The organism is Pseudomonadota bacterium, from assembly GCA_036339585.1.
In the GTDB taxonomy this organism is placed as follows: domain Bacteria; phylum Pseudomonadota; class Alphaproteobacteria; order UBA8366; family UBA8366; genus UBA8366.
This window is the reverse complement of record JAYZAS010000017.1, coordinates 19739-42671: the sequence shown is the minus strand read 5'-3', so window position 1 is coordinate 42671 and position 22933 is coordinate 19739. Positions and strand designations below refer to the sequence as shown.

Below are 22933 nucleotides of genomic sequence, written 5' to 3'. Positions count from 1 at the left end.
TCGTAGTTGTTAAAGGATGCTGTGTACAACTTCCAACTAAAAACTGAGCCGAAAAAGCCTTTCTTTGATAGGGACTTGTACAATCATACAGTTAAGACGCCTAAAAATTGAACCGGAAAAGTCAATAGTTTTGAATAGATCCAACCAAGGCACCCTCAAATACATAATTTAGTCGGGCCAGCTTTTTTAAAGTATCAAGTATACTTTTGACTGCAAAATAGATTCTCCTACTTAAAGGCTTGAATTCCACTTGCCGTATAAGCATCAATATTACAGCCTGCCATTAGTCAAGACATATTAATTTGCAAATCTATACTTTATTTTAGCTTGGAAAGCCTATTCTCAATTATTAAGAGAAACCGACTTGACATAGTCAAAATCAATTTCGAATCCAAAACCCGGCTTTTCATTCAAATGTACCATGCCATCAGGCATGGCTTTGGCACATTCAGAATAAAGCCTATGCTGAATCGGATGACGGTCATGCCCTCCATGCGATTCTGCACCGAATGCGGCTTCTCCGAATGCCGCAACCAAGTGTGCGTGTATTTGCGGAGCCGTATGTGGCGCAATTATAACGCCATTTTGCTCTGCATAATGCGCTACCCTCAAAGATTCGGTAAACCCAGCGTAGCGAGTGGAGTCAAACTGAACGTATCCTAGCGCTCCACTATCTATAAAGTCGCGTACAGTAAACCTACTCCATTCACGCTCACCATGTGCTAACGGTATTGGTGAAGCCTCAGCTAATCTTACGTAGTCAGCTGGTTGAAGGTACCAGTGCAACGGCTCTTCTAACCAGTAAATATCAAATGGCTCCACCGCCCTCGCGAATGCAATGCAATCTTGGACATTATACGGTGCGTTCATATCCAGCATTAGTTTAGTTTGAGGCCCTATCACTTCCCGTACCGCACGAATGCGTTCCAGTTCCCTTTTAATCCCCAAAGCGCCGGTCTTGAGTTTAACCGCACGATATCCTTTCTCCACAAATCCGGCGAATTCTTTTGCACAAGCGCCTAAAGATTCACCTTCAACATAATATCCGCCAGTAGAATATGTGAATACCTTTGTACGGGTACCTCCTAACAGCTTGAAGACTGGTTGGTTTGCGAATTTACCTTTTATATCCCACAACGCAATGTCTATACCACCAATCGCCGCCATTGCCTGTGGCCGCCGCTCTCGAGGAAGGGGCGCCGGCAGTCCATCCCATGAGCCAAGACCTCCAGGTCTTGGTGAGGTCGCAGAGAAAAGCTTTTCCCAAATCTCAATATGCCCGAGTGGGTCCATACCTAGAATACATTCCTTGAACTGCCGCGCTAATTCGCAGATCACATTCTGAGGTCCTCCTTGAACTTCACCGTAACCAACAATGCCTTCATCAGTATGTACTTCAAAAAGTGTCAATGCCGCCGATGCACTTATCTCATGCGCAGTCCAACTCGCCTGTTTGAGATTAACTTTCATTGGATGTGTAATAACTTCAGTGATTTTCATGCCGACTACCCCCCTAAACTTAAGCTGCGATTGATTTTGCAAAAGCCCAATCAAACTCAATACCAAGACCAGGTCTGTCATTTAAATAGACATATGAATCTACCACCTCTGCTCGTTCACGAAAAAGGTAATGCCATATAGGATCTCGTTCGGGATCTCCGTGTGTCTCCAACATGAATGAGGCTGATGGAAATGCAGAAACCACATGGGCATGTAACTCAGCGGCGTGATGAGGAACTATATAAACCCCATATTGTTCACAAATTTGAGCTATTCTTAAACATTCAGTCAAGCCCGAATAACGAGTTGAGTCAAACTGCACAAACGTTACACCTCCTCCATCAACAAAGTCACGAATTGTAAATCGTGTCATCTCACGTTCTCCATGAGCTAATTTAATGGGAACAGAGGTTGCAAGCTTCTTGTAGTCGCGCGGCTGAAGATACCAATGAAGGGGTTCCTCAATCCATGTTATGTTATTCTCAGCAACACGTTTTCCAAACTCAATGCAGGTGCGCAAATCATAGCAAGCATTCATGTCAAGCATAAGCTGAACATTTGGGCCAATAACATTGCGCACAGCAGCAATCCGCTCTAGATCATCTTCCATCGTTTCGAAACCCATTTTGCACTTTACTGCTTTATAACCTTTCGCAACGAAACCAGAAAATTCGTCAACGACGGAAAGCCTTTCTCGCCCCTGTCTGAAATAACCACCAGTAGAATAGCTAAGAATTGGGGACTTCGACCCACCAAGTATTTTCCAGACAGGCATACCTGCTTCCTTACCTTTGATATCCCAAAGCGCGATATCTATTGCAGCTATTGCGGCCGTTATTTGTGGACGAGCTGAGCGCGGCAAAGGATCCGGCAAGCCATCCTCTTGGTACGGCGCACGCGGTCGAGGACAGGCTAATTTAAAGAGGTATTCCCAGATGACCGTTGACTCAAGGGGATCCCAACCTTTAATCAACTCAATAAATTGTTCGATAAACTTACAAATATCCTTTTGAGGTGTCCCCTGTATTTTCGAGTAGCCAGTAATGCCCTGATCTGTTTCAATCTCAGTGATTATCGCGCGCACTCCGTTGCTCGCCTCTTGCGCCGTCCAATAAGGTTCTCTGATTGGGGCAAAAAGTGGATGGGTTTTAACTTTAGTAATTTTCATGTCGGCCTCCCATAGGGTTTAATGTCGAATATAACGACCTGTATCTCCACACACGAGGTCATTGCTTGGCGGTGCCTAATATCCAATTGATGAATTCTGTGAGATAGCTGGTTTTTTGAATCACGAGAGGATTAGTTTCGGCGCTTTTTTTGGCGCTTTCGGCTCTTGGGCAAAATATCGCGCGAGACAGATTTAATTTCAGCAGCAATATTTGGATCTATGGGCAGTGTATCGGCTGGCATATCGAGATCGTAAGCCTCAAGCCTAGAGATCTCATCCCGCAGCTGTGCCGCCTTTTCAAATTCCAGATCCGCTGCGAAAGCCTGCATTCTATTCTCAAGTTCGCTGATATAGCCTTTTAAATCCATCCCGATCAGATGAGCGTGTTCCGGGTCGCCCGTATCTACGGTCAAGTGATCTTTTTCATAAACACTATCTAGAATGTCGCCGATCTCTTTCCGCACACTCTCCGGTGTAATACCATATTTTTTATTATATGCTTCTTGCTTCTTGCGGCGCCGGTTTGTTTCACTAATGGCAGACTCCAGCGAATTAGTAATGGTATCAGCATAAAGGATCACGCGGCCGTCAATATTACGAGCGGCACGACCAATTGTCTGCACAAGCGACGTACGAGATCTTAAAAAACCTTCCTTATCTGCGTCCAAAATTGCGACCAGAGCGCATTCTGGAATGTCTAATCCTTCCCGCAAAAGATTTATACCAATAAGTATGTCAAAAATTCCGAGCCGAAGGTCACGGATAATCTCGATCCTCTCAAGGGTATCAACATCGGAATGGAGATACCTGACTTTGAGGCCTGCTTCGGTCATATATTCAGTAAGATCTTCTGCCATCCTTTTTGTTAGGGTCGTTACCAAGACACGCTGGTTCCGTTCAGCGCAACCTCTGCATTCAGCAAGTAGATCATCAACCTGCCTTTGGATGGGGCGGACAATGCAGACTGGATCAATCAAACCGGTCGGCCGCACCACCTGTTCGATTATCACACCATCCGTGCGCTCTAATTCCCACGGGCTAGGGGTAGCGGAGACGAAAATTGTTTGGGGGCGCATAGCGTCCCATTCTTCAAATTTTAAGGGCCGATTATCAACGCAAGAGGGCAAACGGAAGCCATATTCAGCAAGAGTAGATTTTCGATTATAATCACCACGAAACATTCCCCCTACTTGAGGTACTGTGACATGACACTCATCTACAATTAATATTGCATTGTCGGGTATATACTCAAAAAGTGTTGGGGGAGGCTCTCCAGGATTTCTACCTGTCAAATAACGCGAATAATTTTCAATTCCCGCACAGGACCCAGTTGCTTCTATCATTTCAAGATCAAAGATTGTGCGTTGCTCGAGTCTTTGTGCTTCTAAAAGCTTTGATAATCCGTGCAGCTGGTCCAGGCGGCCCTGAAGCTCGTTTTTAATACCCTTCATGGCTTGACTCAAGGTAGGCTTTGGCGTCACGTAATGACTGTTTGCATATATCCGAACCTTTTCTAGCGTATTAATCTTCTCTCCGGTCAGCGGATCAAATTCGTGGATACTTTCTATTTCATCACCAAAAAAACCAATACGCCAAGCACGATCTTCATAATGAGCCGGAAAAATCTCAATCGTATCACCTCGAACACGGAAAGTGCCTCTGTGGAAATTTCCATCATTACGTCGGTATTGCAGTGCCACAAACTCTTTCAATAAGTCACGAGGATTGATGTGTTGGCTAACTTGCAACGATACGACCATCTCCGAATAGCTCTCCACCGAGCCGATGCCGTAAATACATGACACTGATGCAACTATAATTACATCGTCTCGCTCCAAAAGAGCACGAGTTGCTGCGTGGCGCATACGATCAATTTGTTCGTTAATTGATGCATCCTTCTCAATATATGTATCCGAACGCGGGACATATGCTTCCGGCTGATAGTAATCATAGTAGGAGACAAAATATTCAACCGCATTATCGGGGAAAAATCCTTTCATCTCACCATAAAGTTGAGCTGCCAGCGTCTTATTTGGGGCCAGCATTATGGCGGGCCGCTGTAACTCCTGTATTACTTGTGCAACGGTAAAGGTTTTCCCGGAGCCGGTTACACCAAGCAAAACTTGATCGCGCTCACCAGCCCTCAAACCAGATGCCAATTCGTTAATCGCGTCCGGCTGATCACCTGCAGGCTTGAAATCACTCTTCAATGCAAATGGAATGCCGCCTTCGGACAACGGGCGTTTGTAGCGTTTTTCTGGATGCCACGAGACCAAAAAATCACCCGATTTTCGAATATTCTCAATATCTTCGCCCATCCCTACTTCATAAGGCCCCTAAAAAATGAATTACGATTCTCAACATTTTTACGCATAGAACTTTGATTACCGTTCACAATCTAAACTTTAAATTAATGAGTATAACAGCACGGTTTAACTTTTTGTTTCTAGTCTCAAATGACAACCGCACTACCATTACTCTTTAGTGCCACACTGGGGGTAGCGAATTTAAACATCAGCCTATTTTTTAACCAAAGACCAACTCCTAAAAATCCTCGGATTCTCCTCTCGAAGGTGTATTTGCCGGTCTGGAACTAGCGAGCGCTGGGCATGGTAACGCATAAAATCATCCTTCGATTCCAGATTAATCTCGCGGATTCTCCACATCGTTTCCCCCAGAATTGTATGGCCCCAAATCCAGTTTTCTACTGCGATAGAAGCTTTCATTCCAGGCTGGACTGATATGGCTTCACCGTAAAAAGAGGTGAGGTCCTCACAACACAGTTTCAACATAGGTCCACGTTCAAGGTCATTACGAGGAACTGGGGGATCCCCGCTCTCGATCATTGCTGCTAAGAAACGGGCAGCCTCTAAAATCTCGAGCTCGCTAACGCCAACCGTAGTTCGACGACGCTGGTTAACAGCCATTTCATACCAAGGCGCGAGATGATTAATCTCAGCTTCAAATGCCTTCATTAGATCGCTATCTTTTGAACGTGTTGAGATTGAACTAATTGGACAAAATTGGCCATTCATCCCAGCCTGCCTGTCTTTCGCTTCTCCGTCTGGCACTTCCTCCAGATAGTCCTCTAAGACCGGACCTCCATCGTGCTTAAGGAGATCAAGGACGGCAGAAATTACGCGATGCTGGAATTTGGGATCGTTTGGAACACCCAACGGTCGCCCTAACTCAAACGGCACCCAGAGAGCCCGTGGTGGCCGGATCTTTTCAGAATGTAATCGCACGAGACTTATCTGCAAGGTAGCAATTCCTTCCTGCTCGAAGTAATGTGAAAGCCCGCCAACGGCGCGCGTACATTTCGGTCATATCGGCACGAGGAAAAGAACATCGACATGATCGTTTTTTAACATCCGCGCTATTTCTAGTGCAGCAGGTTTAAGCTGTTCCGGTTCCGAACCACCTATCACTGAATAATGGAATGCCCCCACTGAACCAACAATACCCCTACTAACGAGCTCTTGAAGACGCTCAAGCGGAAAGCAAATATTTAGATCTTGCTGGAAACCCGTCCGATCAAAATTGACAGATGAATGTGACATCACAATATCATTTGGCTCAATATCACCTGGGATAACCCTATAATCTACTGCGCCACGCCAAAATAATTTTTCACCACGCCTCTGTATAGCAGCTGTAGATAACAACGAAATGCGGCATTGGGAGAGAGGTTTGTTTATCCTGACGAACGGTGTGTCTTCAAATTCAGGACAAGGTAATTCCTTGAGCATTTCTCTTTCGCCGGAAGGAATATCCTTTAAGCGTACCATGATAGTTTTCTTCTGAAATGCCGTTTCTCATTACTAGTTATCTTGTACGTCGTTATATCTGTGTCCACCATATTTTCCTATGCATAAACGTCACCCAGGGAGGCCTATTTTCGCGTGCCTTCTTCTGATGATCTCCGCAATGATGTGGGGAAGCAATATCACAATTGGCCGCAGCGTTTACGAGGATTTCCGACCAATTGCACTTACATTCTGGAGAAATTGTGCAGCCTTGCTGCTGATTGGGTTAATAGCTAGGCACCATTGGCACAACATTATACCGGCATTCCAAAGGCAAAAGTGGGTTGTTCTGTTGGGGAGCTTATTCGGTATTACCGGTTTTAATTGTTTATTATAGAGGGCAGTCCAATCTGCCACGGCTGTAAGCGCAGCACTTTCCTTATCACTAACGCCCGCTATCATTCCGGCGTTAGCCTTTGTAATCCTCAGGGAATCATTAAATGTGCGCCAGTGCTTTGGACTTGCATTATCTTTTATCGGCATAAGCATTATCATCACCCGTGGCAAATGGGATACAATGTCGGAGGTCACACTTAGCGTTGGTGATATTTTAATGTTAGCTGCAACTGTTTCTTGGTCGGTTTATTCAGTTTTGGTAAAAAAAAGAGATAAACAAACTCATCTCTTTGCTTTTTGACTGTTGTGTTGACTGTTGCCGTTGTTTTGCTCTTCCCGGTATACCTGTTTGAAAGTCTCTTCATCCAAACAATGCCAGTTACAGAAACATCATTGTATGTTGTTTTATATTTGGGCTTTTCCCCCACCGCACTGGCACTTATTCTGTTTAATAAAGCAGTTGACATTAGTAGGCCCCAACATCGCTGGGTACTTTCAGCACCTAGTGCCGATCTCTGCCGCACTTTGGGCGATAATTTTTTTAGACGAAACACTATAAGTCTACCATGGACTGGGAGGTCTGCTTATTACCATTGGGCTATATAGCGTTACCACTGCATCGAGATCAATTATGAAGCACTGATAGTAATACAAACATATATTGCCATAGGCACTTCGAGTGCGAGTAACGGCGCCCAATAGAATAAGACATATTTGGGTCAACGGTCCTCATTGCATAATTTGCATTCGGCCTTTGAACGAGAAAAATACCAATAAGTGCCATTGTACAATGATATTAACTTACCGTTTTAATACCTATACCTTATGCCAGAGTTTAAGGAACGTTGACTGTTAAACACAGTATTGCAATTGAAATGAAAATGATAGCGGCAGTGGCGAGAACACCAAGGTCGCGCAGAATCCTCCCCTTAGTTGAATGGGGCACCAAAAAAGTTCTTTGTCTATATGGAACCATGCTTCCAAACTCCTTTTAAGTTTAACAGTGTCACTACATAACAAAGAGATTGGGTCGGCTTCTGGGTGAAAATTGGACCGTTTTATGCTCAATTACGTCAAAAACAAGGCACGAGAGGACCCGAAAGTTTTAAGCAACGACAGAGACACTTGACACTTTAATAGAAATCGTAAAAGTGGACCGATGGTGACTGAAAATAAAGTAAGCATTCGTAATCTGCACAAATCCTTTGGAGCGAACCAAATCTTGAAAGGAGTAGATATCGAGGCGCAAAATGGCGAATCGTTAGTGCTCTTTGGAGAATCTGGAAGCGGCAAATCGGTACTAATGAAATGCATTCTTGGATTACTAGATATTAATGCCGGCAACATTTTGATAGATGGCAAAATCACTAATGGCCATGGCGCTGACAAGAAAACCCAGCATCTTAACAAGATAGGAATGTTGTTCCAACGCTCGGCACTCTTCGACAGCCTTTGTGTATGGGAAAATATTGTTTTTCGGCTTCTGCAGTCCAAAATCTGCAGCCGAAGTGAGGGCAAAAAACTCGCACTTCAAAAACTAGCCTTAGTTCAAATGGGAAGAAGCGTGGCAGATCTTATGCCAGCGGAGTTGTCAGGTGGCATGCAAAAGCGTGTCGGCCTCGCACGCGCTATGGCAGGTGACCCGAAAATCTTGTTACTCGATGAGCCCACGGCAGGCCTTGACCCCATTTTAAGTAATGGAATTAGCGAATTGATCTCAAATATCACTAAGGAACTCGATACAACAGTAATCTCAATTACCAATGATATCGATAGCGCACGCGTAATCTCAAACAAAGCTGCTATGCTCAAAAATGGACAGATTAGTTGGCAAGGACCTACTAAATTAATTGAAAAATCTGATAACCCGCATGTGCAAAAATATATCAAAAGCTGGGTTGAAGAACGTTCCCTCCGAAAAAAGACAAAGAAAAAGTCTCCACGTAGCCGTCGATCTTAGCCCGCCGCTGCGCAATGCATTACAATGATGCCCCCAGCAATCACAATGGAAGCTATGATTCGCCTAGTGCCAAATCTTTCCTTCATAAAGCATGTGCCGATAAGTGCCGTGAAAACCACGCTCGTCTCTCGAAGCGCTACCACACGTCCGATTTGCGTAATGCTAAGAGCCCATAACACTATACCAAAATTCAAAAATGCGGCGATACCACAGGAAATGCCAATCTTCCATTCCGCTAAAAGAAGTCCCACTAAATGATTACCGCGGCGAAAATAAGCAAGCACAAACATGGTCTGGGCATCAAATAAAAAAATCCATTCAATGAATGCAAACCGGGCTTCAGGAAGGCGTATCGCGATTGTGTCGGCAATGGTATATACTCAGTGCAATCCCCGCGACACCGGACAGAACAAGCGGCCATATTCGTTTTCGAGAAAATGTGCCGGGCCCAAACACGAAAATTAACAAACCAAGGCAAATAACGATAATGCTGCCTATTTGCTGCAAGTTAGGCACTTCCCCAATAATAGGAATAGCCAGTAAAGTTGTGATCAATGGTGCTATGCCCCTGGTAGTTGGGTATACCTGAATAAGATCACATTCCTCTTACATTGCAACCAAGGCAATCTTATAGATCAAATGACAGAAAGCATGAACGAAAATTAATTGCCAAATTTCTAATAGGGGTAAAGGGAAAAGAATTATTCCGGGAATGGAAACGATGAGCCCGGAGCCATATATCAATGTGGCCATTGCCACTTTATCTGTTGCTCTTTTGATAAAAGCATTCCAGATTGCATGCATCACGGCGGCTGCAAGAATTAGAAAAGTAACAGCAACAGTCATCTAATAATTAAGGTAAGAGGTTTATGGCAAGCCACTGATATAATTTCCACTTGCTATAACCACGACCCGTACCAGCAAATTTTACCTTCGCCATATTGTGAATGATTTGAGAATGATATTCTAATGCTGCAGGATCCATATCTGCTTTTGGAGGACGCTCATGATGGAAATTATTGTAACAATCCTCCCCTCTAACAAGCAGCGCCGTGTCTTCAATTCCTCCGACCTGCCTCACGTGGGGCGGTAAGTAGCGAACGGCAAGGCCTATTCTCCTCTCGTTGGTCCAATTCGGTGATGAACTATGCACCAATGCAACATGGTGAAGCGACATCTCCCCTGCTTCCAAGACAAGATCAATTCCATCAGTGTCGTCTGGATCTTCGACTAACCTCTGCCCGCGACTTAAGAGATTATCCTCTGCAAAAGTATCCTCATGGTCTAACTGAGGCCATTTGTGTGAACCTGGAATGACGCGCATTGGTCCCGTCTCAATAGAAAAACATTATAACGCTATCCAGGCAGTAACAATATCTGGAGAGTCCATACCCCAATACGTAGAATCCTGATGCCATGTGACATGCCCAGGATGATGCGCTTCTTTTATAAAAAAAGTCGAGTTCCAACAGAGTATATCAGGCCCCATTTACATCCTCCACGGAGTCAAGAACTGTTGGCAAGGTTACTAAATCATTTATCCATGTTAAAACTAGGTGCATTTTTGTTTTAATTTTTTGCCGTATGTTCTTATCGTTCTTCGCCTCAAAATCCTCAAGCTTTGTTCTAAAAGATCTGGCCTGACACTTATTCATAACTTGGACGGGAAAATGAAATCCGTCAGAAGCGTAAGATGCCACTTCCTCTTCAGTCAATATTTTACCCATATATTCCTCCCATTCACGTCTTATAACATTAAGGTGCGATAGGCATCCATGGTCAAACACTCACAAATAGCGTTGAATAGCGAACGTCATCAGCGTATCGTTAGACTTATTAAAATAGTAATTCGGTTCGGAGGCCTGTCATGTCCCTTCTCGCTGAGCGCTTAAAGCGCATCAAGCCATCCCCAACAATCGCGATCAACACAAAGGCAAACGATCTCAAACGCGCAGGTAATGACGTGGTAAGCCTTGCCGCTGGGGAACCTGACTTTGATACTCCTATGCATGTCGTAGATGCGGCAATTGACGCCATGCGACGCGGTGAAACAAAATATCCACCACCAGCTGGCATTCCTGAGCTTCGCGAGGCCATAGTATCTAAGTTCAAACGGGACAATAATCTTGAATATAGTATTGATGAAGTTTGTGTGACGGTTGGTGGTAAACAGGTTATTTTCAATGCGATGATGGCGACGCTATCAGCTGGAGACGAGGTGATAATCCCCGCGCCATATTGGGTGAGTTATACCGATATTGTTCTGCTTTGCGACGGTGAACCGATAATTGTGAATTGCGGTCTTGCGGAGAATTTCAAGCTAACACCAGAGAAATTAGAAGCAGCGATAACACCTAGGACCAAATGGTTTTTTTTAAATAGCCCCTCTAACCCAACAGGTGTGGCGTATTCTTCTGCTGACTACAAGGCGTTGGCTGAGGTGCTAGAGAAACACCCACATGTTTCCATATTTGTAGACGATGTATACGAGCATATTATTTATGACGGCTTTAATTTTGTTACTTTTGCAGAAGCAGCCCCTCAGCTTAAAGAGAGGACGCTGACCCTCAATGCCTGCTCAAAAGGCTACAGCATGACAGGGTGGAGAGTTGGTTTCGCGGGTGGACCGATGGAGTTGATAAAAAAAATGAACATGGTTCAAAGTCAAGCCTGCACGGGCACCAGTATCATTAGTCAATGGGCCGCTGTCGCTGCATTGGAAGGCGATCAATCTTTCCTAAAAGAATGGGTCCAGACATTTCAAAAACGGCGTGATATTTGCGTCTCTATGCTCAACCAGACGAATGGATTAGAGTGTCCCACTCCCGAAGGGGCTTTCTATGTATATCCTTGCATTGCTGGATGCCTGGGAAAACAAACACCTGCCGGACAAATAATAAAAACCGATGAAGACTTTTGTAATTATATTTTAGAAACAGAAGGCGTGGGCATCGTGCACGGCGCAGCATTTGGACTTGAACCTTTCTTTCGTCTGTCATATGCCGCCGCAACAGATGTGGTTCAAGATTGCTGTGCACGGATCCAACGGGCATGCGCAGCATTAGTGTAATAAAATTTTTAAATTTCCTTTCTTTAGCACATCAAAAGGCCCGAGATCGTTTTTCACGTGACTGATAAGAAAAACTAAATAAGATATCAGCCCAAAAATATGGATATGCTTTGACAAATATCTTTCGGTATGACTGAGCTTTAATAATGCTACTGTAAAAAGCCATGCACCTTACAGTGCAAAAATATAACGAAGAGGATCAAACATTGGATATCTCCGCCACCGCTAATGAACTTATCGCCGCCCGTAAATCCGACACAATTATGCAAATCGAGGAATTTCCAAAAAATCTTGCCGACGCCTACGCAATTCAACGTGCCGTAGCTAAGGACTATGGCGAAGCTTTAACGGGTTGGAAAGCTGCTTTTACTGCGGCGCCAGCAATGGAGATGATGAAAACTGATGAGCCCGCTTATGGGCCCCTCTTTGAGGGTTCAACTTTTATCTCCGGAGATACCTTAAAATCGCCCGACCACTGTTTGCGCCGAATTGAATGTGAGTACGCTTTTAAACTAGCCGCCGACTTCGGGCCTCGCGACGAGAAATATTCTCTAGATGAGATTATCTCTGGCGTGGCATCGCTCCATCCAGCTATTGAGGTTGTACATGTGCGTGTTAATGGTGCATTTGACATAGGCGCACGGGCCGTTGTCGCCGATCATTGCGGTAATTATGCATTTGTGGCTGGCGCTGGAACATCGGAGTGGCACTCTCTCGACATAATAAATCAACCGGTGACACTCAGCGTCAATGATGAACAAGCCGCGATAGGGGGGGGCAAGAATGTGTTGGGCAATCCACTTAAGTCCCTCGTCTGGACAATTAATCGACTTTGCGTTGACGGCTACACTGTGACAGAAGGCCAATATGTAACAACTGGAAGTTGCACAGGGATGCATCCAGTACCACAATCTTGTGAGCTAATTGCTGATTTCGGACCGCTTGGACAATGCGAGTTAAACTGCAAAGCACAATGAGAATAACACTTCTTTCCATCATAATGATTTTCACATTTCTTGGAGTGCGGGTAGCCGCACAGCAAGAAGACAAACCACACGAGGGTGGCTGGGATGAAATGATGGGCCGCAGTGAGATGTCCCGAGAGCTTGGCGATTGGATGTCTACAGTCGGATACCTTGAACATGCAAGGGAAAGGGCCTCCGACGGACTACCTATGGCAGTGACAAACCTCCAATTAGCTGAGGCCCTAGCTTTTAGTGGTTTGCTGGATGAGGCCGGAAATGCAGCAAGAAAAGGTCTCAATACAGGCACTTTGCTCGATCCCTTACCGCAAGTTCGCGGCCAATTACTCGAAGTGCTTGCTTATGCTCTTCACAACAAGGAGGGCAAAGCCGGTGAAATACAAACACTGGTGAATGAGGCTATAAAAATTCGAGAAAACAGCAATTCCCCCTTTGTGCCGCGCAGTCATGACTTCGGCTTGCGTCATACGACAACAGGATTTCTATTTGGAGCAAATATCTCAGAATTTCATCGCACAAGCTTAAGAAAAATCAAAACCGACATGCCGCACGTCAAAGGGAAGTATGCCAAATGGCTTGGTGAAAGTGCTGTTTCCGCTGAAATCTTAATATACCCCAAACAAAAAGAAGCACTTCGCCAACTGTTTGATCAAATACGCTTGATGATTGTACAACGCTACCGCGATGCACGTCGTCAGAGCAGAGGCACTTATAGCGTCGCAAAAACACATGGCTTAAAGGGTCTCCAAGCACAATGGTTAGTGAATGATCCTAAGAATAGAACTGAACTTTGGACCGGACTATATTTGCTAGAGAAAAATAACTTCATAATTCAGATAAATGCGCGTGCCCAAGCGAAAGAACTAGAGAACGCGTCACAGCTTGTGGATAAATTTGTACGAGCTTTCAAATGGGCTAAGCCTTTTAAGGATTAGTTTTTTATTAAACGGCATAGAAATTTGTGGAATGCTTTTATTCAATTACAACGCATATTCTTTTAATATTGTGGCGGAGGATAGAACCTCGGAACCCTATACACAAACAGCTGAGTTATGGAAAAGAATTGAGCCGTGTTAAAGGCTAGCATACATTTTTGACTTGAGGCAGAGTAGTGAGACAACCACGCTGAGAAAATCAAGAAATGAAAATTAGGATTAGAGGAGGACTTCGTTATGGTTGACGCGATTAAAGCTGCTGACATCCTTATTACCGCGCACCTTCGGAATGAACTACTAGAAGATATCCCAGACGATTGCAAAGCACAGACACCGGACGAGGCGATAGAAGTACAGCTTGCAATTATGAACCACGATAAGGTGACTCATAATGGATGGAAAGTGGCTCTAACAAATAAGGAACTGCAGGAAAAAGCAGGGGTCACTGAACCTGCCTATGGACCAATTTTTGAAGAGTTTGTTTTTGATAATGGTCATATTTTTTCCGACGGCCAACCCACCATAGGTGGCATTGAGTGTGAATTCGCGGTAATTCTCAAAGAAGATCTTCCAGCCTCTGGCGCACCTTATACAACAGCACAAGCTGCGGAAGCAGTGGGCAGTGTCCATCCGGCCATTGAGATTACGGGCATGAGGTTCAAGACAAGAAGCAATCTTGGAAGGCCGGGCTCGACAATGGATTTCGCTGGTAATTTTGCCTTCGTATTTGCCGAGGGAAGCGCAGACTGGCAGCGCTTTGATTTGCCCAGTCACAAAGTCCAACACATAGTTGATGGTGAATTAATAAAAGAGTCTACTGGTGCTTGGGTACTAGATAATCCATTAAACTCAATATCGTTTCTCGCAAATAAACTTGCTAATCGTGGCATTGACTTGAAAGCCGGAGAGTGGATAAGCACTGGCGCTGCCACAGGGCCAATACCAATTGGCGCCGGCTCAAAGGTCGAGGCTAACTTTGGCGAACTTGGAAGCTGTTCTTGCATAATGCCAAACGTATAGTACGAAACTTTTTTGACTGTGTTCGTAAAAATTAGATCAGAAATATGGATTTCTTAAATTCCGCGCCCAGAAAGAGCAAATGCAGAAGCGTTAATTGTCTGATGCAATATTCTCAACCCCTTTAGATTATATAATGAGACAAGTATATTGGCTGAGCTAGAACATTGATGGTGTAGTTTTGCACAACACCAAGGAGAGGAAAATGCCGGGAGAAGTCATCAAGTCCGATATTGAATGGCGCAAACAACTGACTCCAGAGCAATATCACATCACTCGGGAGGCAGGCACTGAGAGGGCTTTTACGGGTGAATATTATGATTGTACCATCGACGGCACGTACGAATGCGTTTGTTGCGGACAGGACTTGTTCAGTTCAAAAGCCAAGTTCAACTCTGGGACCGGTTGGCCAAGTTTTTCCCAACCAATAAAAGAGGATAGTATTACCGAACGACAGGACATCAGCCATTCAATGGTACGCACGGAAGTAATGTGCTCTCGCTGCAATGGGCATCTCGGGCACGTATTTTCTGATGGACCTCATCCAACTGGCCTACGTTACTGCATTAACTCGGCGTCTTTAAAACTAAACCCTAAGTAAGGAAAGTGCCGTTTTCAATATTAAAAACGTATAATTGATGCCGTTTCGAGCCTCTACCCTTCATTAGACCATTGTGAAATAACCTTGTATACCGCTCGAGTTAGAACAGTAAGATCATTTGGTTCAATTATAAGGGGAGGCATCAGATAAACAAAATCTCCGAAAGGTCTAACCCACACCCCCTCCAATGTAAATTGCTTGCGCATGGCAGCTAAATCAGGCACGCGGTCTAGCTGAACAACGCCAATGGCGCCTTTTACGCGGACATCAATCACCCCGTTAAGTCTGGCGCATTCATGGAGTTCTTCCGATAGTTGGGTTTGTATTAAATCGACCTGTGCCAATCGATCCTCACTTTCAAACAAATCCAGCGAGGCGTTTGCTGCGGCACAGCCCAATGCATGCCCAGTATAAGTAGGACCGTGCATAAATGCTTTACCTGAGTCCTCTGATAAGAATGCTTCGTAGACCCGATCATTAGCAACAGTTGCCGCTAACGGCATTGTACCGCCGGTGAGCGCCTTAGATAATGTAATGATATCTGGAGTAATGCCTGCTTGTTCGCAGGCAAACATGCTACCGGTGCGCCCAAAGCCTGTCGCAATTTCGTCAAGGATCAGCAGTAAATCATAGCGATGGCAAAGTTTGCTTACACGCCGTAATATTTCGGGTGAATGAAATTTCATGCCACCTGCCGCTTGCACTAACGGTTCTAAGAGTACTGCTGCAAGGCGGACTGATTCATCGGCGAGAAAGGACTCAAAATCTTCAAATTCTTCATCAGTTCTCGGTAAAGGCATCACGAACTGCTCGGGTAATACCCCCTTGAACATCGAATGCATCCCCTCTTCGGGGTCGCAAACCGACATCGCTGTCATAGTATCGCCGTGATAACCGTTAAGAAAACTAACAAATTTAGCCCGCCCGCGCTGACCACGATTAAGCCAATATTGCACGGCCATTTTCATCGCGACCTCAATAGAAACTGACCCTGACTCAGAATAGAAAACATGACCGAGATCACCAGGTAGTATATTAGCTAAGCGCTCTGACAGCCGAGCAACCGGCTCGTGAATAAAACCTCCGAGCATGACATGCGGTAATTTCTCAAGTTGCGATGCAACGGCCTGACGAATATGAGGATGCGAATAGCCGTGGCACGCCGTCCACCAAGATGCAGTGCCGTCAATTAAACTAGTGCCATCAGCTAGCTCAATCCGAACTCCGCTCGCACGAACCGCTGCTTCCGGATTTGTTTGTGTTTGCATCTGAGCGTACGGTAACCACAAATGAGGATATCCATCCCTCGCCCAGTCTGGCCAAGCATTATCCATCACAAAATAATCACTCGTTCAGTGGCATCTCTAGAGGACAAATACCTAGGCGCGCGAATAGAGCATCATCCTCATCAACTTCGGGATTAGACGTAGTCAAAAGCTTTTCACCACAAAAAATTGAATTCGCCCCAGCCATAAAACATAAGGCTTGAGCTTCACAACTCATGCTTTCACGTCCAGCAGAAAGACGCACAAAACTTTTAGGCATCAAGATACGCGCTACTGCTATGGTTCTAATGAACTCCAGCACATCAAAGTCTTCGTTGTTGTCAAGTGGTGTTCCCTCCACCTTCACCAACATGTTTATTGGAACACTCTCGGGGTGCTGTTTCATGTTTGCAAGTGTCATCAACATGCCTGCTCGATCTTCTCGTTCCTCGCCAAGACCAACTATACCGCCAGAACAGACATTCATGCCGGAATTTCGAACATGGTCTATGGTATCAAGCCTATCTTGGTAGGTACGACTTGTAATTATTTCTGAGTAAAATTCTTCTGATGTATCAACATTATGATTATAATAATCAAGACCAGCTTCGGAAAGTCGAGAGGCCTGCTCTTTAGTTAGCATTCCAAGTGTCATGCAGCTTTCCATTCCAAGATCTTTTACACCTTTTATCATGGCAATTATCTTATCGAGATCACGATCCTTCGGATTACGCCACGCCGCCCCCATACAAAACCGTGAGGCACCAGTATCTTTTGCAGCCCTAGCTTCGGCTAGCACTGCTTCCACTTCTAGTAATTTTTCGGCCGATAATTCCGTATGATAGTGTGCACTTTGCGGACAGTACTTGCAATCCTCTGGGCAACCGCCAGTTTTGATTGATAGCAAACGACTTTTCTGCACGTGGTTAGGGTTGAAATGCCGACGATGGACTGTTTGAGCTTCAAATAGAAGATCATTAAAGCTGAGTGCAAAAAGCTCCATTATTTCTCTACGGCGCCAGTTATGGCGTAATCCATCATTTTCAGTGAAAGCGACGGGATCTATTTCAGCTAAACTCATTCAAAATACTTTCAATTCCAGATACTATAAATGTGCATATTCATTAACCGCAAGGATAAAGTCAAATAACTGTTCGAGACCTCATTGAGAGACGCATACTCGTGCAGGGCTTTAGACAGAATAAAGGAGATTGATTTGAATTCACTCGATCAGTTTTGCCAAGGAAAACTCGACGACATGGAGGCAAAAAAATTACGCCGCATCCTCGTCGAAACCGATCGCCATGGTCCGGCAAAAACACGGCGCACAGGAAAAGATATGGTTTCATTTTCTTGTAATGACTACCTGGATCTATCGCATCATCCAAAAGTTCTTTCTGCGGCTAATTCAGCACTATATCGTTATGGGGCAGGATCTGGAGCATCACGTTTAGTAACTGGCAACACTCCGCTTTACGCAAAACTAGAAGCTAAGCTCGCAAACTTTAAGGGAAGTGAGGATGCCATTGTTTTCGGTAGCGGGTACTTAACAAATCTTGGCGCAATCCCTTGCCTTGTTGGACGCGATGATCTCATAATCGCCGATGAACTCTGCCATGCATGTTTATATGCTGGGGCGCACTTAAGCAGATCAACCTTTAAAACTTTTCACCATAACGATGTCAATCAATTGACAGCAATACTTGAAATATCGCGAAGTCAGTATCCAAAATGTATGATTCTTGTCGATGGGGTGTACAGTATGGACGGTGACCGAGCGCCGGTTAAAGAAATTGCATCATTAGCTGAGAAGTACGATGCCTGGCTATTAATCGACGATGCTCATGGGCTCGGCGTTGTTGCAGAAGGCAAAGGCAGTTCCTACGTTGATGGAAATCGAATTCCGGTGCCCTTGCAAATGGGCACTCTATCGAAGGCGATTGGTGGTTACGGGGGTTATCTATGTGCCTCTAAACCTGTAATCGACTTCATCAAAACCCGTGCACGCAGCTTTATCTATACCACAGGTCTACCACCCGCAACATTAGCCGCTGCGATTGCCTCTCTTGAGTTAATTTCTACGGACAAAGAATTGGTGAAAAAACCTATGATGCATGCCAAACTATTTTCTAATACCCTCGGCCTATCAGAGCCTGAAAGCTGTATTGTGCCAGTGATCCTTGGTTCCGCAGAAAAGGCGCTCGAAGCTAGCTCAGCACTTGAAAACGAAGGGTATATTGTCACGCCAATTCGCCCCCCGACCGTCGCAGAGGGTACATCTAGGCTACGTATTACTTTTACTGCCGAGCACAAAGAGGCCGATGTGCGTCAGCTTGCTAATTTGTTACGACCTTTTCTACCTGAAAAGCCTATTAATCCTTTCAAGGTTAGCTCATGAAGAAACTCTTTATAACTGCTACAGGCACTGAAATCGGGAAGACGGTTGTCACTACAACGCTCGCTTGGCAGGCTCGGAAAAAAGGTAAATCGGTTCGTGTATTAAAGCCAGTGATTAGCGGTTTTGATGAGAAAACATGCAACCAAAGTGATACAACGCAAATTTTGCAATGCCTTGAGATTGAACAAACAAATGCCGCGATAGAGTCGATTTCGCCATGGCGGTTTAAAGCACCACTTTCTCCAGACATGGCAGCAGCACGAGAAGGTATGCGCCTAGACTTCGAATCTATTGTAGAGTTTTGTCGGGAAGCAGAAGCCGGGTCGGACGATCTCCTGCTAATCGAGGGTGTAGGGGGATTGATGGTACCCCTGACAGATTCCAAGACTGTCCTAGACTGGATCCAAGCGTTGAAATACCCCGTTATAATGGTTGCCGGTTCATACCTTGGGACAATCAGTCATACGCTAACCACTGTAGAGACTGCACAAAAGTTCGGGTTGAATGTCGCTTCCATAGTGATCAGCGAGTCAGAATATAGCCCGGTCCCTATCCACGAAACAGCTAATTCTATAAAACGGTTTCTGACCAATATTCCTATATTAGAGTTACCGCGCCTTGCCCCCAGCTCAACACCGTGGCAAAAAGCACCTGAATTGACAATTAAAAACTCCGTAACTTAAAAATATATCGCACTACTAGAAATTTAATCTGACATGGGAGAAAGGCGATGGAAGTTATTCCCTCTGGCGGCGCTCACGGCGCTGAGATAATCGGTGTTGACCTTAGTCGGCCGCTTGACGACAACACTTTCGATTCAATACTAAATGCTTTTCACACCCATTCAGTCATTGTTTTTCGGAATCAGGACATTTCGGAGGAGGATCACATCCGGTTTTCCCAACGTATTGGCGAAATAGACAATGATATCTATGGCCACTTTTCTCATCCGAATCACGGCGAGATCGTTATAATTTCTAATGTCCTCGACGAAGACGGCAAACCGATCGGCGTGTCCGATGCGGGTAAATTTTGGCATACTGATCTCGCATACACCAAAACACCGAGCCGGGCATCACTTCTCTATTCCTTTGAAGTGCCTATTTCAGATGACGGAACCGTGCTCGGCGATACATTGTTCTCCAACACAGCTGCAGCCTACGACGAGCTGCCCGATGACATCAAAAGCCGCATTGATGGTAAATCAATCATCAATCGACATGCCTACGCCTATTTCAAATCTGGCCAAGGAGAGCAATTTGCGAAATCAGCAGAAGCTCTCAACGACGTTGAACACCCACTAGTAATCAAGCATCCCTTTACCGGACGGAAAATTTTATTTTGCAATGAAGCCATGACTGTCCGCATAAATGATCTGCCAACAGAGGAAAGCGAGCATTTGCTGGGCTTTCTGGTTGAGTGGGTAAAAAAACCAAGCTTTGTCTACCGACATAAATGGCAGGTGGGCGATTTATTAATATGGGATAATTTCCCAACACAACATTTTGTTGAACACAACTTCGAGCTACCACTGCGACGCAGGATGCAGCGAATCACAGTGCGCGGTACAGTCCCAGTATCGGCCTAATCTACTTTGAAGGCTTGTCATTACAATAACCTCCTATCACTCCCTTGGCTCTAAGTTGATCTGTATAAGCTTGGGAGTAACCCAGTTCGCTTAGTATTTCATCATTGTGCTCCCCCAAATGTGGGCTGTGGGTAAGCGGATGACCATCTTCGGGCAGAGGTTGCCCGGCAATTGTCGCCATGGGTAACATACCAAGGGTGTCATTCTTAACCCAATGCACTGCCCTCATTGCCTTGACCTGTGGATCTTTAAACAGATCATTGTGGGTGTGCACTTTTGCGTTCAATACATCGATCCCATCCAGAGCCTCATTCCATTCATCACAAGTCTTCGTTTGTATGATGGGGCGAATCTCTTCTAAAAGTTTCTCCCGGTGGGTAACCCGATCGAGCGCATTGGCAAAGCGTGGATCATCTATCCATTCTTCTTTTTCAATCAGTTCACAAAATGCTTTAAAATGGGGATCCCGACGCGCATTGATGCTCATAAAGCCGTCTTTGGTCTTGAAACATCCAACCGGCATGCCGATCGGTTCTGCATCGCCTTCTTGAAGGTAAGACTCCATCATTGCCGCCTCCTGGAAAGTTAATGATGCCTCGAGCAGACTAGTTCGAATATGCTTTCCACTACCTCTAATGGCCTGTCTGTAGAGCGCGGCTGCTACTGCCTGAAAACAATAGAGCCCAGCGCCGAAATCAATAGTCAACATGTCCATCCGTTGGGGGGTACCGTTATAGTCACGATTGATCGACATCATACCGGTGTATGCCTGCATCACAGAATCTGTAGCTGGCAAATTACGGCGCGGGCCCTCATGGCCAAACCCTGTGACCGATAGATACACGACTGATGGATTCATCTTAGAAACGCTAGCATAATCAAGACCGAATTTGTCAATTTTACCAACACGGTAGTTCTGCAGAACAACGTTGCATTGGGCAGCAATTTTTTTTGCGATCTTCAAGCCCTCATCTTTCTTAAGATTGAGACCTAATGATCTTTTGCCGCGGTGCACAACGACTGAATGCGCAGTCTGGTCCCCCTTATGCTTACCAAGCTGACGGCTCCAGCAACCGGTTCCAGGCGGCTCTACTTTAATTACACTAGCGCCATTACGCGCCAACATCATTCCGCAATAAGGAGCCGCTACACCTTGACTAAGATCAAGTACTTTTACGCCGTTGAAAGGGAGATCATCGTCCATCCATTGTCCTCAGGAGTTATTCAATAGCCACCAATATAAATTTAACAGTCAAGTAGAGAACAGACATGCGACCCACACTGTTCTGCGTTCTCCTCAAAACTAGTATATGATCGATCAAATTAGTCTAAAAAAAACGCACACGATAGTAATTAAATGAAATTTACGCGTATTTATATTTAGCGTAACTGATTATATATCTTGAAAGGTACAGGGGCTCGGCTGGTGCTTTTCCTTATGACATGTGAATTTGGAATTAAGAAACGTTGTTATGGTCAAAAAGCTTTATGCCCGACAAATTAGAACAATACTGGGAAGATAGTGTTACCGTTACAGATAGGCCTTTGCCAACTAGCTTGTTAGATAAGATTCTGAGATTAAGGGATAAAATAGTAGAAGATGCTAAAGGATTGACTGAAAGCAACGAATTCTACGATCTTGAACAAACACACTCGTCACATAAGCCCAGGGTTAGGCGTCTTAAATCACCATTCACGTGTTGGGCTGTTTTCAATGAATGCCTGCGCAGTGACATCGCCCTAAACCCAGTAGAGCAAATTATTGGTCCCAATATTAGGCCCTAGAATAAAAAAATGAATATGAAAGCGCCGGGGTACGGTGCGGCAGTTGAATGACATTCTGACTGGGCATTCTATCAACACACTAACGATACAGGCCTAGCATTGGGTGTCTATCTTGATGACGTTGATGAAGATAATGGGCCTAAGATGGTATTTCCCGGCTCCCACAAGGCTGGCGTAATCGATCATCACAGTGAGGGGTATTTCTGTGGAGCGATCGATCCAATTAAAACACCAATGGCTTTTTCATAAGCTGTACCCCTGACAGGAGCGGCCGGCCCGTTAACGCTCCATCATGTACGCTCTGGGCACGGATCGGCTTCGAACGCTTCTACGAAACCACGCCGGTTATTGATCCAAGGCTATTTTTCTGCCGACGCATGGCCGCTGAATGGCATTCGTGATGGGCAAGGTATAGATAACTTTGATGCCTTAATTGTTCGCGGTGTCTCCACATTGGAACCAAGACTTGCAAATATTCCCGTGAAAATGCTTTCCATTAGCACTCCATCAAGGTTCTATCT

23 protein-coding genes and 2 pseudogenes are annotated in these 22933 nt (G+C 45.1%); 11 read left to right on the top strand and 14 right to left on the bottom strand.

Translation table 11 applies throughout. The features are described from left to right. Nucleotides 1-342: 342 nt before the first annotated feature. The 7 genes from VX941_10315 to VX941_10285 form a co-directional block, all read right to left on the bottom strand. Nucleotides 343-1500, bottom strand: a complete 1158-nt coding sequence (locus VX941_10315; protein MEE2933796.1) for a mandelate racemase/muconate lactonizing enzyme family protein — start codon at nucleotides 1498-1500, stop codon at nucleotides 343-345. Nucleotides 1501-1519: 19 nt separating this feature from the next. Beyond that, a complete protein-coding gene (locus tag VX941_10310; protein ID MEE2933795.1) occupies nucleotides 1520-2668 on the bottom strand; it encodes a mandelate racemase/muconate lactonizing enzyme family protein in 1149 nt (382 codons plus the stop codon). Between the two features lie 131 nt (nucleotides 2669-2799). Beyond that, nucleotides 2800-4986, bottom strand: coding sequence for an excinuclease ABC subunit UvrB (uvrB, locus tag VX941_10305; GenBank protein MEE2933794.1), 2187 nt, complete (start codon nucleotides 4984-4986; stop codon nucleotides 2800-2802). A 201-nt stretch (nucleotides 4987-5187) separates the two neighbouring features. After that, a complete protein-coding gene (locus tag VX941_10300; protein ID MEE2933793.1) occupies nucleotides 5188-5913 on the bottom strand; it encodes a hypothetical protein in 726 nt (241 codons plus the stop codon). Nucleotides 5914-5991: 78 nt separating this feature from the next. After that, nucleotides 5992-6456 carry a glycine/sarcosine/betaine reductase selenoprotein B family protein gene (locus VX941_10295; protein MEE2933792.1) on the bottom strand — a complete coding sequence of 155 codons (465 nt, stop codon included), beginning with the start codon at nucleotides 6454-6456 and terminating at the stop codon, nucleotides 5992-5994. Between the two features lie 177 nt (nucleotides 6457-6633). After that, nucleotides 6634-6963, bottom strand: a complete 330-nt coding sequence (locus VX941_10290) for a hypothetical protein (GenBank protein MEE2933791.1) — start codon at nucleotides 6961-6963, stop codon at nucleotides 6634-6636. A 44-nt stretch (nucleotides 6964-7007) separates the two neighbouring features. After that, nucleotides 7008-7277, bottom strand: coding sequence for a hypothetical protein (locus VX941_10285; GenBank protein MEE2933790.1), 270 nt, complete (start codon nucleotides 7275-7277; stop codon nucleotides 7008-7010). 692 nt (nucleotides 7278-7969) lie between these two features. Here VX941_10285 and VX941_10280 point away from each other — a divergent pair. Next, nucleotides 7970-8770, top strand: a complete 801-nt coding sequence (locus tag VX941_10280; GenBank protein MEE2933789.1) for an ATP-binding cassette domain-containing protein — start codon at nucleotides 7970-7972, stop codon at nucleotides 8768-8770. Here VX941_10280 and VX941_10275 read toward each other — a convergent pair. Continuing rightward, a complete protein-coding gene (locus VX941_10275) occupies nucleotides 8767-9093 on the bottom strand; it encodes an EamA family transporter (protein MEE2933788.1) in 327 nt (108 codons plus the stop codon). The genes VX941_10280 and VX941_10275 overlap by 4 nt on opposite strands. A gap of 398 nt (nucleotides 9094-9491) precedes the next feature. Here VX941_10275 and VX941_10270 point away from each other — a divergent pair, with 398 nt between their 5' ends. Next, the gene (locus VX941_10270; GenBank protein ID MEE2933787.1) at nucleotides 9492-9620 is read left to right on the top strand and encodes a hypothetical protein; all 129 of its coding nucleotides are present in this window, start codon (nucleotides 9492-9494) and stop codon (nucleotides 9618-9620) included. Nucleotides 9621-9623: 3 nt separating this feature from the next. Here the strand turns inward: VX941_10270 and VX941_10265 are convergent. Both VX941_10265 and VX941_10260 read right to left on the bottom strand, forming a co-directional pair. Then, nucleotides 9624-10259, bottom strand: a pseudogene (locus tag VX941_10265) (phytanoyl-CoA dioxygenase family protein). Beyond that, the gene (locus VX941_10260; GenBank protein MEE2933786.1) at nucleotides 10249-10497 is read right to left on the bottom strand and encodes a hypothetical protein; all 249 of its coding nucleotides are present in this window, start codon (nucleotides 10495-10497) and stop codon (nucleotides 10249-10251) included. Before VX941_10260 ends, VX941_10265 begins: the two are co-directional and overlap by 11 nt. A 140-nt stretch (nucleotides 10498-10637) precedes the next feature. Between VX941_10260 and VX941_10255 the strand changes: the two genes are divergently transcribed. The 5 genes from VX941_10255 to msrB all read left to right on the top strand — a co-directional run bounded on the left by VX941_10255 (nucleotide 10638) and on the right by msrB (nucleotide 15376). Beyond that, nucleotides 10638-11840 carry a pyridoxal phosphate-dependent aminotransferase gene (locus tag VX941_10255; protein ID MEE2933785.1) on the top strand — a complete coding sequence of 401 codons (1203 nt, stop codon included), beginning with the start codon at nucleotides 10638-10640 and terminating at the stop codon, nucleotides 11838-11840. A gap of 164 nt (nucleotides 11841-12004) precedes the next feature. Beyond that, complete coding sequence (locus tag VX941_10250; GenBank protein MEE2933784.1) at nucleotides 12005-12817, top strand: hypothetical protein; 813 nt, start codon at nucleotides 12005-12007, stop codon at nucleotides 12815-12817. Next, a complete protein-coding gene (locus tag VX941_10245; GenBank protein ID MEE2933783.1) occupies nucleotides 12814-13758 on the top strand; it encodes a hypothetical protein in 945 nt (314 codons plus the stop codon). The genes VX941_10250 and VX941_10245 overlap by 4 nt, the downstream gene beginning before the upstream one ends. A 237-nt stretch (nucleotides 13759-13995) precedes the next feature. Continuing rightward, a complete protein-coding gene (locus tag VX941_10240; GenBank protein MEE2933782.1) occupies nucleotides 13996-14778 on the top strand; it encodes a hypothetical protein in 783 nt (260 codons plus the stop codon). A 202-nt stretch (nucleotides 14779-14980) separates the two neighbouring features. After that, nucleotides 14981-15376 carry a peptide-methionine (R)-S-oxide reductase MsrB gene (gene msrB, locus VX941_10235; GenBank protein MEE2933781.1) on the top strand — a complete coding sequence of 132 codons (396 nt, stop codon included), beginning with the start codon at nucleotides 14981-14983 and terminating at the stop codon, nucleotides 15374-15376. A 53-nt stretch (nucleotides 15377-15429) separates the two neighbouring features. On the opposite strand, the gene VX941_10230 is transcribed toward msrB, so the two are convergent. Both VX941_10230 and bioB read right to left on the bottom strand, forming a co-directional pair. After that, entirely contained in the window at nucleotides 15430-16710 is a 1281-nt protein-coding gene (locus VX941_10230; GenBank protein MEE2933780.1) for an adenosylmethionine--8-amino-7-oxononanoate transaminase, read from the bottom strand. Between the two features lie 34 nt (nucleotides 16711-16744). Continuing rightward, nucleotides 16745-17722, bottom strand: a pseudogene (gene bioB / locus VX941_10225) (biotin synthase BioB). A gap of 135 nt (nucleotides 17723-17857) precedes the next feature. On the opposite strand from bioB, the gene VX941_10220 reads away from it, so the two are divergent. Genes VX941_10220 through VX941_10210 form a run of 3 tightly spaced genes read left to right on the top strand, consistent with a single transcriptional unit; the run spans nucleotide 17858 to nucleotide 20627 of the window. Then, nucleotides 17858-19039: an aminotransferase class I/II-fold pyridoxal phosphate-dependent enzyme gene (locus VX941_10220; GenBank protein ID MEE2933779.1), complete on the top strand. Its 1182-nt coding sequence runs from the start codon at nucleotides 17858-17860 to the stop codon at nucleotides 19037-19039. Next, a complete protein-coding gene (gene bioD, locus VX941_10215) occupies nucleotides 19036-19722 on the top strand; it encodes a dethiobiotin synthase (GenBank protein ID MEE2933778.1) in 687 nt (228 codons plus the stop codon). The genes VX941_10220 and bioD overlap by 4 nt, the downstream gene beginning before the upstream one ends. Nucleotides 19723-19769: 47 nt before the next feature. Further along, complete coding sequence (locus VX941_10210) at nucleotides 19770-20627, top strand: TauD/TfdA family dioxygenase (GenBank protein MEE2933777.1); 858 nt, start codon at nucleotides 19770-19772, stop codon at nucleotides 20625-20627. 1 nt (nucleotide 20628) lies between these two features. Here VX941_10210 and VX941_10205 read toward each other — a convergent pair whose 3' ends face one another. Further along, complete coding sequence (locus tag VX941_10205) at nucleotides 20629-21831, bottom strand: CoA transferase (GenBank protein ID MEE2933776.1); 1203 nt, start codon at nucleotides 21829-21831, stop codon at nucleotides 20629-20631. A 284-nt stretch (nucleotides 21832-22115) separates the two neighbouring features. Between VX941_10205 and VX941_10200 the strand changes: the two genes are divergently transcribed. Continuing rightward, nucleotides 22116-22412 (top strand): hypothetical protein, encoded by a 297-nt coding sequence (locus VX941_10200; GenBank protein MEE2933775.1) that lies wholly within the window; start codon nucleotides 22116-22118, stop codon nucleotides 22410-22412. Nucleotides 22413-22771: 359 nt separating this feature from the next. On the opposite strand, the gene VX941_10195 is transcribed toward VX941_10200, so the two are convergent. Next, on the bottom strand, nucleotides 22772-22909 hold the full coding sequence (locus tag VX941_10195; GenBank protein ID MEE2933774.1) for a hypothetical protein: 138 nt from the start codon (nucleotides 22907-22909) through the stop codon (nucleotides 22772-22774). Nucleotides 22910-22933 lie beyond the last annotated feature (24 nt).